Origin of the sequence: Vibrio sp. MACH09, from assembly GCF_033238805.1 — a bacterium.
GTDB lineage: Bacteria > Pseudomonadota > Gammaproteobacteria > Enterobacterales > Vibrionaceae > Vibrio.
In genome coordinates, this window is the sequence record NZ_BSFZ01000002.1 from 962,066 (window position 1) to 976,261 (window position 14,196).

The 14,196-nt window shown below is 42.5% G+C and carries 12 protein-coding genes; 6 read left to right on the forward strand and 6 right to left on the reverse strand.

What is annotated here, in order from left to right:
• Nucleotides 1-51: 51 nt before the first annotated feature.
• Complete coding sequence (locus CHJ_RS19580) at nt 52-2,649, reverse strand: ExeM/NucH family extracellular endonuclease (protein WP_411861573.1); 2,598 nt, start codon at nt 2,647-2,649, stop codon at nt 52-54.
• 427 nt (nt 2,650-3,076) lie between these two features.
• Here CHJ_RS19580 and CHJ_RS19585 point away from each other — a divergent pair, with 427 nt between their 5' ends.
• The 3 genes from CHJ_RS19585 to CHJ_RS19595 are packed head-to-tail and all read left to right on the forward strand — an operon-like array spanning nt 3,077 to nt 4,928.
• Nucleotides 3,077-3,784, forward strand: coding sequence for a type 1 glutamine amidotransferase (locus CHJ_RS19585; protein ID WP_317918718.1), 708 nt, complete (start codon nt 3,077-3,079; stop codon nt 3,782-3,784).
• A 41-nt stretch (nt 3,785-3,825) separates the two neighbouring features.
• Entirely contained in the window at nt 3,826-4,017 is a 192-nt protein-coding gene (locus tag CHJ_RS19590; RefSeq protein ID WP_171751715.1) for a hypothetical protein, read from the forward strand.
• Complete coding sequence (locus CHJ_RS19595) at nt 4,014-4,928, forward strand: M14 family metallocarboxypeptidase (RefSeq protein WP_317918719.1); 915 nt, start codon at nt 4,014-4,016, stop codon at nt 4,926-4,928. Before CHJ_RS19590 ends, CHJ_RS19595 begins: the two co-directional genes overlap by 4 nt.
• 25 nt (nt 4,929-4,953) lie before the next feature.
• Here CHJ_RS19595 and CHJ_RS19600 read toward each other — a convergent pair whose 3' ends face one another.
• Nucleotides 4,954-5,295 carry a rhodanese-like domain-containing protein gene (locus CHJ_RS19600; RefSeq protein ID WP_171751781.1) on the reverse strand — a complete coding sequence of 114 codons (342 nt, stop codon included), beginning with the start codon at nt 5,293-5,295 and terminating at the stop codon, nt 4,954-4,956.
• A 201-nt stretch (nt 5,296-5,496) separates the two neighbouring features.
• Nucleotides 5,497-7,548 carry an alpha-amylase gene (locus CHJ_RS19605; protein ID WP_317919216.1) on the reverse strand — a complete coding sequence of 684 codons (2,052 nt, stop codon included), beginning with the start codon at nt 7,546-7,548 and terminating at the stop codon, nt 5,497-5,499.
• 138 nt (nt 7,549-7,686) lie between these two features.
• Between CHJ_RS19605 and CHJ_RS19610 the strand changes: the two genes are divergently transcribed.
• Together CHJ_RS19610 and CHJ_RS19615 are read left to right on the forward strand one after the other, a co-directional pair.
• Nucleotides 7,687-8,301, forward strand: a complete 615-nt coding sequence (locus CHJ_RS19610; RefSeq protein WP_317918720.1) for a hypothetical protein — start codon at nt 7,687-7,689, stop codon at nt 8,299-8,301.
• A 197-nt stretch (nt 8,302-8,498) separates the two neighbouring features.
• Entirely contained in the window at nt 8,499-8,894 is a 396-nt protein-coding gene (locus CHJ_RS19615) for a VF530 family DNA-binding protein (RefSeq protein WP_171751718.1), read from the forward strand.
• Between the two features lie 20 nt (nt 8,895-8,914).
• On the opposite strand, the gene CHJ_RS19620 is transcribed toward CHJ_RS19615, so the two are convergent.
• Nucleotides 8,915-10,612: a GGDEF and EAL domain-containing protein gene (locus CHJ_RS19620; RefSeq protein WP_216613310.1), complete on the reverse strand. Its 1,698-nt coding sequence runs from the start codon at nt 10,610-10,612 to the stop codon at nt 8,915-8,917.
• Between the two features lie 133 nt (nt 10,613-10,745).
• The gene (locus tag CHJ_RS19625; protein WP_171751719.1) at nt 10,746-11,645 is read right to left on the reverse strand and encodes a DMT family transporter; all 900 of its coding nucleotides are present in this window, start codon (nt 11,643-11,645) and stop codon (nt 10,746-10,748) included.
• 282 nt (nt 11,646-11,927) lie between these two features.
• On the opposite strand from CHJ_RS19625, the gene CHJ_RS19630 reads away from it, so the two are divergent.
• On the forward strand, nt 11,928-12,728 hold the full coding sequence (locus CHJ_RS19630) for an HAD family hydrolase (RefSeq protein WP_317918721.1): 801 nt from the start codon (nt 11,928-11,930) through the stop codon (nt 12,726-12,728).
• Between the two features lie 85 nt (nt 12,729-12,813).
• Here CHJ_RS19630 and CHJ_RS19635 read toward each other — a convergent pair whose 3' ends face one another.
• Nucleotides 12,814-14,184: an L-serine ammonia-lyase gene (locus CHJ_RS19635; RefSeq protein WP_317918722.1), complete on the reverse strand. Its 1,371-nt coding sequence runs from the start codon at nt 14,182-14,184 to the stop codon at nt 12,814-12,816.
• Between the last annotated feature and the right edge of the window lie 12 nt (nt 14,185-14,196).

Sequence of the window (14,196 nt, forward strand, 5' to 3'; positions counted from 1 at the left end):
GATGGCAGGGCTTTATTTTTCAACTAACTGTTGAAAGCTAAGTGAGTTAGGTTATTTGCGGCGACGCCACATACCTAGACCAAATAGCGACAATAGAGCGCCAAGGCCAAGAGAACCACCGTAAATGTTCAGTTCTAGAACTGCTGGATCATGGTCCGATGCACGGAAGTGATCTTGGTACGAAGGTAGGTCACCTTTGTACTTAGTGGTGTAGTCAAACAGTGTTGATTCGCCACCATTGATATGCCAATCCGTTGCATCAACAACTTTGTCTTTTAGGCTATCACTGATCAGTAGGTGATCCAGTGCGCCAACTTCGTCGTTGTATGAGTAACTCCAGCTATCTGGGTGAATCATGGCAACTGCATTGATGTAACCATAGTTTTGAGTGATTACGGCACCTTCGTCACCAAACTGAGGAACACCTGCGATAGATGTGTTACGCGCTGCTTTGATCTCTTTGCCATATTTCTCTTGGCTGTAGTCCGTCAATATCAGCATTGGGTCTTCCATGCCGTATGAGTTCATATCACCTAAGATAACTTTATGACCTTTGATTTTATTTAGAGCATCACCAAGGGCAACAGCGGCAGCTACACGGAAGTTCTCACAAGAACCTTGCTTGTCTGCGTCTTTGCCACCTTGACCACCTTGGTCGATTGGTGCTGCATCTTCCCAACATTTAGAGCCTTTTGACTTAAAGTGGTTAATCGCAACAGTAATTTTCTCTTTGCCGCCTTTCACTTTAAAGGTAGGTGCTAACGTGTCACGCTGGTAGTTTTTACCGTCTTCGATGACTTTGCCATCGGCATCCAATACTTCAGGCGCTTGTTGGCTTGGCATTGGGATTACGCGGCTCTGCTTCAGCTTAACTACTTTCTTACGGTAAATAACACCCGTTGTGATTGAGTCTGTGCCTACTGAGTCAAGTTGGTCTTTTTTACCATCATTGTTTGAGTCGATAGCAACAAATGTATACTGCTTCTTCTTATCAGCGATGTTGGCGTTGATGTGATCAACCAATTGACGAATCGCGGCACCGTCACCAAAACCGTTGTTTTCAATTTCCATCAAGCCGATGATATCAGCGTCTAAACGGATAATGGCATTAACAATTTTCGCTTGCTGAATTTCGAACTCTGCTGCCGACTTAGCACCACGGTTGCTACCAAATTGGTTGCTGTCGCCGCCGTATGGAGAGTTGAAGTAGTTAAGTACGTTAAACGTTGCAATACGTAGGTCACCTTCATCGAGATCTGGTGCGCTAGTACGGTCATCATTGTGTACAAAATTGTATGCATCAAGCTGATTGGTGGCGATAATGCGGTAATCACCATAGCTGTAGCTAATTACACCTTCTAGACCAACCACGGTGTCATCAATACGGATGTAGTCTTCTGTCGAACCATCTTGGTCAATATCAGTACGACCAAACTCAGGGTAGTAAGGTATCTCACCGTTGCCTGCTTTTTGATCCGATTCAACAATCAATCGACGTTGAGCATTTTCTTCTGTTTGAGCTTTCGCTTCTTCAGAGCCAGCAACAAACTGCTGGTTTGGTTGCATGCTGATGCGGCCTTGAGCAAGAACCATATTGTTTCTGCGTGAGCCGTAGTCGTAACCGAATGTACGAGTTACACGCATATCCAACGCTTCAGTCGTTGACACTAACATGCCTTCGTAACGCTCTAAGGTTTCATCAAAGTTGCTATCAGAAGGTAGAATTTCAATGTCGGTAGCGATTGGTGCTGCTTGCTCACCCTGTTTTACCCATTGGTTTGCTTCTGTTTTAAGTTGAGTATGGTTGTAAAATTCTTGAACTTTACCTTTAACACAAACCACATCACCAGGCTTGAACTCAGAGCTAGATAAGTTGGTATGAACAAACAAACCTTCAGAAGTGTTTGGATCATAGTCATTTTCTAGTGCTTGTAGGTAGAACCCTTTGGTTAAACCTGTTGTTACTGCACTAACAACCCCTTTCACGAAGTAGTCTTCAGTCGTAACGAAAGGATAGCCGTTGATAAATGGTGAAGATGAACCTGAACCTTGGATCTCTTGGATAGAGGTGAAAGTTGGTGTTGCACCATCTTGGGTACAGGCAAATGGTTCAGGTAGTTCACCTGCTTCTAGTGATCCTAAGCCAGAGAAATCGTTGATAGGTTTCACTGTCCATTGTGATTCGACATAGCTGCTTGATGGTGTCATTGCGTCTTGGTTACGGACAAGGGTTTTATCCTTACCAAAATCAACATCACCCATAACACCGATAATATCGTGAACAGTGCCATCGGCGTTTAATAAGGCGATTGGGTCATCACCGTTAAAGTTCACAACACCGCCATTGGTTTCATCTGCTTTGGCTTTTAGTTCTGCAGAGGCGCGGCTGTCGGAAGTCACAATCACCAATACATCATTTGCCGCAATAGATTTGCCAGCAAGTGACAGTGTTTGTCCCCATGTACCGCCACCATTACTTGATTTGGCTAAAGTGTATGCGTCAAGAGATTGTGCCGTATCACCGGTATTTGCGATTTCAATGGCTTTATTGTAACCACTACCTTCTACGTATTCGGAGATGATAATGTCAGCCATTGCTGGAGCAGTTAGAGTGGCACCTATCGCTAAAGATAGTGCGCTGAGAGTCATTCGGGTATCCATCTTTTACCTCGTATTCCTTTCGCCATGTATCAGTACATATTGAAAGGTGATTTTTATTACATTAAAAATAACTACATTAAAAATAACCTGCATAGTGTTGGGTATTTCTCTGTTAATCCGAAACAGTTGCGTCATTAATTGGGAGCAACAACGCATTCATATAGTTAATATTTCGTACGAAAACGTATTATCAACAGTAAAGGTTATAAATCAGTTGCATTGTTGTGACATGACAATGAATCCGCAAAGAGTAAATGAGGCTACTTAATGTGATTTCTTGATGATGATCAGATGAATAGCGGTGATAAACAACAAAGTTACGGTGGAGAATATGCAAAAGATGTGATATTTATCGTAAAACTAACTGGTTAACATTTATGTAACACGAGCAGGGCGTTGTAGAGGACGAAGGGTTATGGGGAAAAAGAAGGTCGCCATCTTATTGTGTGATGATCATTATCCAGAAGCGATTGAGCAGTTTGGTGACTATAGTCAAACATTAGCAAAGCTATTTGATGATGGGTTTGAACTGTATGGAAGTTGGAACTGTTATCTTGATGAGTTTCCAACTGCCAATCAGCAGTTAGAGGCCGATATCTGGCTGGTGAGTGGAAGCAAATACAGCGTTAACGATGATGATAGATGGGTTGCTCAGCTAGAGCAATTAGTCAAACAGTTGGACGAGAAAGAGAAGCGACTATTTGGTATCTGCTTCGGCCATCAAATGATCCATAAAGCTCTGGGTGGCAAAGTAGAACAACGGAAAGAGGGGTTTGCCGTGGGGCTGAAACCCGTCTACATTGATGATTTCTCACCACTGCCATTGAGTGGTGAATCACTTCTGTTTATGCATCAAGAAGAGGTCACATCGCTAGGGAAAGGCTTTCGACGAATTGGTTATAGTGAACACTGCGAAAATGCAGTGACCATCGACCAAAAAGGCAACTTAACCGTGCAGTATCACCCTGAGTTTGTCATCGATTTCTTTGCATTATTGTGTCAACGGGTTGAGTTTGATAATAAACAGGCTATTGTGGAAGCTTGTTATCAAGGAAAAGAGCGTTATCATCGTCAAAGCTCCAATTTTATCAAGGCATTAAATCACTATTTATTGTCTGTTTAGGCGAGTAATTTTGGCCAGTAATAACGCCTAGAGAAAATGTAATGAAAAAATGTTGTGGGAATTGCCGACAGTTTATTCGTTCTTCAGGAAAGCCTGTTGACGTATGTGGTGCGTGGGGAAACCCAACCACAGCAAACCGTGTGGCTTGTGATTTTTGGATGGGAATAAAAACGAAAAAGTCAGCCACAACGATTGGCAATGACGTAACGGGCAGTAAAGGGACAGCAGTATGATGCAACATCAATACCCGATAGGCGAACAAGGCACACCATGGGGTGAGGAAGAAATAGCCGCTTGGTTTAAGCAAAATTCGATACACCGCAGTTATCATCAACACGTCGTCAGTGAAATAGAGGCGCTAGCGCAGCAATTTGATGTGCAGCAATACGGCGCGTTAAGCTACCACGAGTCGCGCTATCCGTTGTTTGCTATTCGAAATAAGCAGTGGAACAAAGATAAGCCCGTTGTATTGATAACAGGGGGTGTGCACGGTTATGAAACCAGTGGTGTTCATGGCGCGTTACTGTTTTTGCAGTCTGTTGCAAACCAGTACACAGAGGTATTTAACTTTCTAGTGGTACCTTGTGTTAGCCCTTGGGGTTACGAAACCATTAACCGTTGGAACCCGAATGCGGTTGATCCTAATCGTTCATTTTACTCTAACAGTCCGGCAGAAGAGTCGGCGAATTTGATGAACCTTGTTAGTGGCATCGATGAAGAGATACTGATTCACATTGACCTGCATGAAACAACGGATACGGATGAGAGTGAGTTTAGGCCGGCATTAGCAGCAAGAGATGGCGTTGACTATGTAGCGGGTGAAATACCAGATGGTTTTTATACTGTCGGTGATAGTTTAAAACCTCAAGCTGACTTTCAAAAAGCGGTGATAGAGTCGGTATCGAAGGTGACACACATTGCAGAAGCCGATGCGCAAGGGGAGCTTATTGGCTCGCCTATTGCTCAGTTTGGTGTGATTTATTATCCAATGGAGAGTCTTGGTTTGTGTGGTGGAATGACCGATGCTAAGTACCATACCACGACAGAAGTGTATCCGGACAGCGCTCAGGTAACCGATGATGAATGTAATCAGGCACAGGTCGCTGCTATTACTGGTGCTCTGGATTACGTTTTAGCTCAATAGGTACTGCCAAGCTAAAGGCCAAACGCTAAGGTTTGGCTTTTAGTAATTCTTGCAAGCCGCCACCGTTAAATACACGAGTGTAGCCAACTTGTTTTAAGTAGCGTAGCGCTTGGCCTGAACGGTTGCCACTTCGGCAATACACTACGATCAATCGGTTTTTATCGACATTATTAAATGCAGTGGTTACCGTATTCAATGGGTAATTTATAGCATTATCTAAGTGACCATCGGCAAATTCTTGTGGAGTGCGAACATCCACTAATAAAGCACCTTGATCGATCAGTTGCCATGCCTGTTCGGCACGTTCCGATGCTTGGGCAAAGAATGCACATAGTGATAATACAATGACGGTCAGTTTTTTAAACATCACTCAAATGACTCCGATACTGGTGAAATAAGCGGCAGATTATATAGAAGTATTTACTATAGAATCGCGTGATAGGTCAAAATTTGAATGAATTAACACCATATTTAGATAAAAATTCAGCAGTGAGGTCTATAACTGTTTATTTATCAATTGGTTATATGGTGTCTTTTTGCACGATAATCTGCTGTAAACGATAACCAGCTATTGGCCTATAAAAGCGATCACGACTTTATCGTCATTCAGTATGCGAGAGAATACGTATGCGTTTTCTTGTTCAATGTCATTATGCCTACCGGCTCCAACCGCAGGGTGAGCTTGTCTAAATTGCCCCAGTTTCTGCCAATGTTGAAGCAGTTTCTCCCTCTCTTTATCCAGCTCCCACAGCATGTCTGACCGCGTACCTTGGTGAAAGTCATCAGCGTAAGGGCCAATATTTCGTGCCACTTCGTCACCATAATAGACTTGCACGGCGCCGGGAGTGAGCAGCAGTGCATTTGCGGCGTTTCGTTGCATTTGTAGTGAATTAAAACGACTGAAAAACAGCTCTGTATCGTGGGAAGAGATATAGCTAACCGGAGTAAAATCTTTTTCTTCTGCGATGGTATTCGCGTAGCTCTGGTAAGTGTCCGCCATTTGACTAAAACATGCAGCACCTTTGTCCATTTTCTTTTGCAGATCAAAGTTTATTAATGCATCAAAGCCATCGTCAAAATAGGGGCTGCGATAAGCACTGTGACCCCAAACTTCTCCCATCATCCAAAAGTCATCACCTCTTTTGTTGTTCTGCTGTTGCCACTGTTTAAGTTTTGATGAAGCTTGCTGTTTTAGTCGCTGCCACACTTCTCCTTCCACATGTTTGACGGTATCAACGCGAAAACCGTCAATACCAAAGCGCTTAACCCAATCTGACTGCCACTCAATAAGGTAGTCAGACACGCGGTAATCTTCTCTTGCTACTACGCGTGTTCCCGGGTTGTTTAGCAACCAATTTGGGGGTGTGACTTTTTTGTTTGACTCCGTAATAAAGTCAGGCAGACCGGCCAACGACATAGTAATGTCGCCCGTGCCCGGTTGTTGATAGTTTGGCAGGCTAGTTCTAACCCAATCTTTTCCCCACCAGTTGGCCCAGTTGAGGCTGTTGTAATCGATATTGTTATGGTAGCTATGCCAGTTTTGTCCTGCTTTTGGTGACCAGTCTCGCCATTTTTCAGGTAGCTCTGCCGAGGAAGAGAGAACATCAACCCTATCAAATTGCAGATCGGCAAGAGTCGAGTATCCAGAATGATTGACTACTGCATCGAGTAACACCTTAATGCCTCGCTTGTGCGCCTCTTCGACTAATTTTGCTAAATCATCATCGCGACCAAAGTTTTGGTCAATTTTAGTGAAGTCTCGGGTCCAGTATCCATGATAGGCGTAAAACGGGAAGGAGCCATTAGAGCCGCCGCCAACAAAGCCATGCACCTGTTCAACAATAGGGGATAACCAGATCGCGTCTGTCCCCAAGCTTTTAATGTAGTCTAACTTAGCGGTGACCCCTTTTAAGTCTCCGCCGTGAAAGGTGCCCACTTCATCTTTTCCATCACTGCGGCGACCATAGGCGTGGTCGTTAGTGGTATCGCCATTTTTAAACCTATCCACCATGACAAAATAGATGTTGGCGTTGTTCCAGTTCAGTGGCTGTTTATCTGCTTGCGGTGTTACAAGCTCCAACAGTACTAAACCACCGCTGTCTGGAGAGGGAAGAATAGAAACGTGACCATTAATCACCTCGGCGGTTTGTTGGCTATAAGCATCTCTAACAAGATCGCCATTAGCAAAGGTGTTGGCAACACGGATAGATACTTCGCCACCGGCGTATTGCTGGCACTGAACCTTAGGTATAGGGCGGTTAAATGTTGTTTTACTGCTCTTTTTTGTTTGGCGCTTAATCAATAAAGTGTTGTCTTTGTCGCTGAAATAAAAGGCGTAGTCGCCTTTAAATCTAATATTGAGCTCCAGCTCTGTTGTTGTATTGCAAGCAAGTGAGATCGGCTTATTGAACTTTACTTTTTGTTTTTCGTTAGCAGAGCACTCTCCCTCTACATCCGTCACTGATAACGTATATCGTTGTTTATTTAAGCTAGCTACAACGGCATTTTCTTCAGAAAGCGGGTAACTACGGCTATTGGTTGTTGTTGATATAGCCAGAGTCGCAGCAAACAGTTGATGTGATGATAAAAGCAGTGCAATGACGATAGAGTAGAGTTTCATATTAGTGCCAACGTTCCTATTGATTAGCTGATTACCGATTAACTGAATATTGATAGTATGCTGAGTTGCCAAGCTGAACATCCTTCTCTCTTCTACGCCCCTAAACTGTTAGCTAGCTCATTGTTAAGGCGTAGGAAAGTGAGAATAAAACCGAGTACACTGCCGAAAGCGGTTATTGTTTACAGAGAGAGTGTAATGAAGAGAATTGCCTGTTTACTGCTGTTGTTTGTCGTGACCCCTTTGTATGCCAATGCTTTTACTTCCGGATGGCTTGCCACGGTCATTAGCGAACCAACGGATAAGTTATCTTTGCAGCAGTTACAGCAATCTGCCGATTTATATGATTGTGGTTTAGAAGAAGAGAACCAATCATTTTGCTCCGATACCATTCGTTACTACAGTACGGATGTTGTTGCTCGCTTTGATGTTGAGCAGGGTTGGGTTGATAAAATTGAACTGAGTTGCCCTTTTTCTAATCAAGCCTATACACAACTTCAGCTCAATTTACGTAAAGATGGTTACGTATTGGTGAAAGTGTCGGTAGAAGATAAAGAGTACGACGTTATTGAGCAACTGAAACATAAAACGATGAATCAGGTTAATCGTGACGTTGTTATGTTTATCAACGCCAGCGCATTAGTGAGTCATAAAGTGATGCATTGGCAAAAGAAGGTTGAAGATAAGCAACAAGAGACTCTACAAGTGGCGGTATTTGAAAGTCATTCTGAGGGCATAGCAATAACGATTAAGTAATAACAATTAAGTAATAACGATTAAGTAAAATACGCAAGTAGCTTCAAGCTGCCTGTTTCTGTGATTATCTATCTTGAACTGAACCTGTTGATGCAACGCTAATTTCTGCATCTGAGGTCACTTGGTTACAGAGTACTGGGTATATAAGGTGACACAGTATATAATGCCCCTCCAAAAATCGTTACCGAGGAATAGCAATGCTAGAAGAACAACAAAATAACCCACTTCATGGTCTCAAACTTGAGGAGATGCTGGTGGAGTTAGTGGATCACTACGGTTGGGATATTCTAGACACAGCGATGCGATTTAACTGTTTTCATATGAACCCATCTATTGCTAGCAGTGTGAAATACCTACGTAAAACTGAATGGGCAAGAGAGCGATTGGAAGCTTTCTATTTGTCTCGCTTTAAACGCATGCCAAAACCAACGGCAGAAGAGCGCGAAATTCCGCCAAGAATGCGTACTTTCCCTGTAGATATTAAGCCTCGTGAACCTATGGTACTAACGGTAGAATCGATATTAGACTCGCAAGCTAAAGCGGCTTCAAGTTATAAAGCGAGAACGGCTCGCGGTAAGAACAGAAATAGATAATCGGCATGAATAGACCAGAGCTACTGTTTGCTAGTGGTGTTCTCTTGTAGCAGTTGCTCGGTTTGTTCTCTGTCCATGGGTTTGGCAAATAGATACCCTTGAGCGTAGTGACATCCGAGTTGCTGCAATAGTTTGCTCTGCTCTTCTTCTTCAACTCCTTCAGCAAGTATCTGCACATTTAATACCTTACTGAGCTCGATGATTTGTCGTGTTAACTCTCGATCGATGGTTGTGTTACAAATATTCTCTATCAGTGAGCGATCAACTTTCAGTTTATCCAACGACTGATGGAACTCTTTAATTAAGCTTAATGATGAGTAACCACAGCCAAAATCATCAACCGCAATACTTATTCCCAATTTTTTAACGGCAATAATGTTGTCATTTAGCGCTTTAAGGTTTTTAACGGAAGCTGTTTCGGTGATCTCTAGCTCTATGAGAGAAGTGGGGCATCCTACCTGAGTAATGATGTTTGCCAACCTATCGACAAAAGTACTCATTTCCAGCGTTTTATAAGATAGGTTTATGGCAATTTTAGGCAGGTCAAACTGGGCTGTTTGCCAAGTGACAATTTGACGGCATACATGGGTAATTACCCAGAGATCGAACTCAAAATGCATTCCAATATCTTCTGCAATGCCAACAAAAATATCAGGAGCAACATTGCCTAAACTTGGGTGATTCCATCGTGATAGAGCTTCAAAACCGATAAGTGAACCATCATTGAGATTATATTGTGGCTGATAAAAAACATGAAATAGGCTCTGTTCTATCGCAGTTGGAAACTCATCTATAATCAGTTTGCGAGACAGTATATCTCCGGGAGTTTTAACCGTAGAGAAGCAGTATTTTGAAACACTGTGAGTACTTGATTGAAGCATTGCCGTTTCTGCTGCGATCTCCATGGCATGATAACTTTCATAAAGTGTATTGCGTTCGCTGACACCGATACTAAAAGATTTGCTGATCTGTATGTTGTCTGAAACAGCTAGCGGTGTATCCGCAATGGCACAGAGGTTTTGGCAAATATGCTCAATATAAGATTGAAAGGAGTTAACCGGTAAGTTGTCTTGGTTTTTTACCAAAATACCGAATTTGGCATTATTAAAACGAACCACAAGGCCATATATACCAATGGTCTGTTTGAGTTTTTGGCCGAGCGCTATTAAATAGTCATCACCAATATCAAAGCCATAGCGAAAGTTTATGGTGGAGAAGTTGTCTACGTTAAAAAAAACAATAACGAAGTTGTTTATCGGCGAAGAAGGTAGGTCCATCAAGTAATCCGCTTGAGAGCGAATTGCCCAACCATTAGGTAAATTTGTTATTGGATCGATGGATCTGTTTTCGGTGATCTTAAAGCACAGTTGGTAATGAATACCACTTTCGTCAAGGGAGCGAAGGTGAACTTTTACCGGCATGGGATAGTGGTATTGATTGCTAAAAGTAGCATGAAAAATAAGACTGCTTTTCTCTTGGCTTGCCTGACTTAGTAACTGAACTAACGATGATTGCTCGCGTGGGATAGAAAGCCTATCTTCGATAGGGCAGCCAACCACTTGCAACGGTTTTAGACCAAACTCTTCCGCAAAACTATTGTTGCAGGCCGTCACTAATCCGTTAGATATGACTAAGATAGGTAATAATGTCTCTTCTATCTCATTTAACGTTGAAGCTAGAGCATTTGTCTTTTTCAAAGTCGTTTGGTTTTTTGTCACAGCTAACGCCAGCCCCTTAAGTTTACTTGAGTATGGTATGAAGAGCTTAACACTCGTTCCTATTTAAAATTAGTCAATATTGAGAATTCTTCAATAGCTAATCATCTGTAGAACCTAGAGATTTTTCACTCATTTATCTTAATCGATGAAAAAACTTTATCTTTTGACCAAACACGTTAAACAGGGCTCCCAACACAATCAAACTGCCTCCTAAGTAAGTCCAACCGGATGGGACTTCGCCAAAAAAGATAACCCCCAGAATGATAGAAAAGACAATTTGCACGTACGAGTATGCTGATGCCTTGCCAGCCGCTTGGGTTTGCATGGCTTTGGTTAGCCCAATTTGACCAACTTGTGTGAATATACCAATCAACACCAGAATCAAAGTAATGGACAGGCTAGGCCAAATGAAATTGTCACCGATTAACAGCAGTGAAACCGGTAATGCCACCATTGGGAAATAGAAAATGATGACTGATGGGTCTTCAGTTGTACTCAGTTTACGGACAATGACATACGCTACTGCACTCAAAAATGCGCCGCAAATGGCTATGATGACGCTCATCATTGGAAGAGCAGAGGCGGAGCTTACTGATAATGTGGGTTTTACCATAGTAAACACCCCTAGCAGACATAATACGATGCAGACTAAGGTGGAGAACTGAACGCGTTCTTTTAAGAATAGTACGGCCAAAAGTGCAGTAAATACCGGATGAATATATTGAAGTATTGTCGCTTCTGCTAACGGTAACGTGGTTACCGCGTAGTAGACGCAAATAAGCGCGATGGTTCCAACCACCCCTCTCAACAATAACAAAGGTCGATTGTTTCCCCAGACAGAGATTCTTTTTCTTTTTACATCAATGTAGCTGATGATGAGTGAAACTAACGCTCTAGCGGCAACAATTTCAAATACTGGGATTCCATACTGGCCGACGTATTTTACACAAGCTGACATCAAGGCAAAGCCGAGAGCGGAAAGGATCATAAAGCGAACCCCAGCGGGGAAGGCACTGTATAATTGGTTAAGCATACTGTTTTCTATAAGGTGGTATCGGGCAGACTTTACCACAGTTGGTTACATTAGCGAGATTCTTTTGGCCTTTTATCCATGTTTTTCATTGCTTAGCGAAGCCCTTAGCTGAAGTCACGTTTGCCGCGGTAGTTAACGGTCTTTTTGCGTCCACTTTTATGTTAGTCATGTCATTGCAGTTTTTTTTGCCTCAACTCGTTATAAACAACGTTAATTGCTATATACTTCGATTACTTTTGTGGTTCAGCCCACATTTACTTCATTTATTACCGAGTACCTCGAATGCCTCAACAGAACATCACCTTTATTGCCGCAGATATGGACGGCACATTACTGGATGAGTTTGGTCAGCTTGACCCGAATTTTTTTAATATGTATCAAAAGCTTGAAGACAATGGAATCATATTTGCAGCTGCATCTGGACGTCAGTATTACAGCCTAATGCAGACATTCTCTTCTATACAAGAGCGTATGATGTTTATTGCTGAAAATGGCACCCTGGTGATGCACAAAGGTAAAGAGCTGTATAGCTGCACGATAACCAAAGAGTCGGTTAAAGCGATTGTTGCGGAAGCTCGTTTGATAGAGGGGGCGTACATTGTATTGTGCGGCAAGAAATCGGCTTACATTGAAACGCAACAACCTGAAGCCCTTAAAGAGATTCAGAAGTACTATCATCGCTGTGAGTATGTTGATGACCTGCTATCGGTTGATGATGAGTTTATTAAAGTCGCGATTTGTCATTTCTCAGGCTCTGAAGAGAACCTATTCCCTAGCATAAATGCGAAGTTTTCTCATGATCACCAAGTGGTTGTTAGTGCTAAGGTTTGGCTGGATGTCATGAATGCCGAGGCATCAAAAGGGGCGGCGATTCGTCATTTGCAAAGCACTTTACAGTTTACTCATCAACAGACGATGAGTTTTGGTGACTATTTTAATGACATCGAGATGCTGCAAGCCAGTTATCACTCTTATGCGATGGAAAATGCGCATTCAGAAGTAAAGAAACACGCTCGTTTTTCTGCTCCAAGTAATAAAGACTCTGGTGTGATGAAAGTCATTGAACAGTTATTGCTATCTTAATAGGCACATTTAAAAGCAGTAAACAATGATGTTACAACATGCCAGACAGTAAAAATGATGGTCTGGCATGTTGATTAAATCCATCTTATTCGCAAGGTAGTGCTAGATGAATAAGTGCAAGCCCACCTAACGAAGTTTCGCGATACTTCTTATTCATATCTTTTCCCGTTTTGAACATGGTTTCAATTACTTTATCTAACGAAATTAAACACTTGCTTGTCCTTTTAAGTGCCATTCGTGATGCATTAATTGCCTTCATTGCTCCCATGGCATTCCGCTCTATGCACGGTACCTGAACTAACCCTGCAATCGGATCACAGGTCATACCCAATGAATGTTCCATGGCTATTTCAGCGGCCATGCATACTTGTTCATTGCTGCCTCCTCGTAATGCGGTTAACCCAGCGGCAGCCATCGATGAAGAGACACCAATCTCGCCCTGACAGCCGACTTCTGCACCCGAAATAGAGGCGTTCATTTTGTAAAGCATGCCGATAGCACCAGAGACAGCAATAAAGTCTTCGATCTGTTTGCTTTTAAGAGGACGAATAAATGTGTGGTAGTAGTTGAGAACAGCCGGAATAACACCTGAAGCGCCATTGGTTGGCGAGGTGATAATTTGTCCGCCTGCGGCATTCTCTTCACTTACTGCAAAAGCAAATAGGTTGACCCAATCCATTATTTCCATGGGATCAACTCCGAGAGATTGGTTTGCTTCTAAATGTTTTAGCAGAGCAGGAGCTCGTCTGGTTAAGTGTAAACCACCGTCTAGAATGCCTTCTGTGGTTAAACCGCGTTCAATACAGTGAGACATGATGGTCCAAATTTTGTCGGCCTTTTTTTGAGTGTCCGCTGCGCTACGAAAGGCGAGTTCGTTTCTTAAAACCAAGCTACCTATGCTCAAACCATTCTCTTGTGCTCTTAGCAATAGTTCATCTGCGCTAGTAAATGGCAGCTCAACCTCAATGGTTTGATTGTTTTCTGCGCTTTTTAACTGTTTTTCAGTTGCAATAAATCCGCCGCCAATAGAGAAGTAACTCTCATTGTCGATAAGCCGACCGTCACTATCATAGGCAGATATCGTCATTGCATTTTCATGTAACGGAAGGCTTTCTTTATTGAACACCACATCATTTTCTATATCGAACTCAATCTGGTAAGTATTATTGAGAATCAGTGTTTTGCTTTTAATACATTGCTGTAATTGTTCGTTCGCCGCAGCGATATCTATCGATTCGGGTGTATTTCCTGATAGTCCTAATATAGAAGCACGATCGGTATGGTGACCCTTACCGGTAAGAGAAAGAGAACCATATAGATCCACTTGGATGCGTTTAATGCTTGATAATGAAGCGGCGTTTTTTTCAATAAATTGATGACCAGCAATCATAGGGCCATTGGTGTGCGAACTCGATGGGCCGACACCAATTTTGTAAATGTCAAAAATAGATAACATGTGTTGTGCCTG

Bases quoted from the DNA above. Each gene is read 5' to 3' on its own strand.
- CHJ_RS19580 (WP_411861573.1), bottom strand. From the start codon at position 2,649: ATGACTCTCAGCGCACTATCTTTAGCGATAGGTGCCACTCTAACTGCT.
- CHJ_RS19585 (WP_317918718.1), top strand. From the start codon at position 3,077: ATGGGGAAAAAGAAGGTCGCCATCTTATTGTGTGATGATCATTATCCA.
- CHJ_RS19590 (WP_171751715.1), top strand. From the start codon at position 3,826: ATGAAAAAATGTTGTGGGAATTGCCGACAGTTTATTCGTTCTTCAGGA.
- CHJ_RS19595 (WP_317918719.1), top strand. From the start codon at position 4,014: ATGATGCAACATCAATACCCGATAGGCGAACAAGGCACACCATGGGGT.
- CHJ_RS19600 (WP_171751781.1), bottom strand. From the start codon at position 5,295: ATGTTTAAAAAACTGACCGTCATTGTATTATCACTATGTGCATTCTTT.
- CHJ_RS19605 (WP_317919216.1), bottom strand. From the start codon at position 7,548: ATGAAACTCTACTCTATCGTCATTGCACTGCTTTTATCATCACATCAA.
- CHJ_RS19615 (WP_171751718.1), top strand. From the start codon at position 8,499: ATGCTAGAAGAACAACAAAATAACCCACTTCATGGTCTCAAACTTGAG.
- CHJ_RS19625 (WP_171751719.1), bottom strand. From the start codon at position 11,645: ATGCTTAACCAATTATACAGTGCCTTCCCCGCTGGGGTTCGCTTTATG.
- CHJ_RS19630 (WP_317918721.1), top strand. From the start codon at position 11,928: ATGCCTCAACAGAACATCACCTTTATTGCCGCAGATATGGACGGCACA.
- CHJ_RS19635 (WP_317918722.1), bottom strand. From the start codon at position 14,184: ATGTTATCTATTTTTGACATTTACAAAATTGGTGTCGGCCCATCGAGT.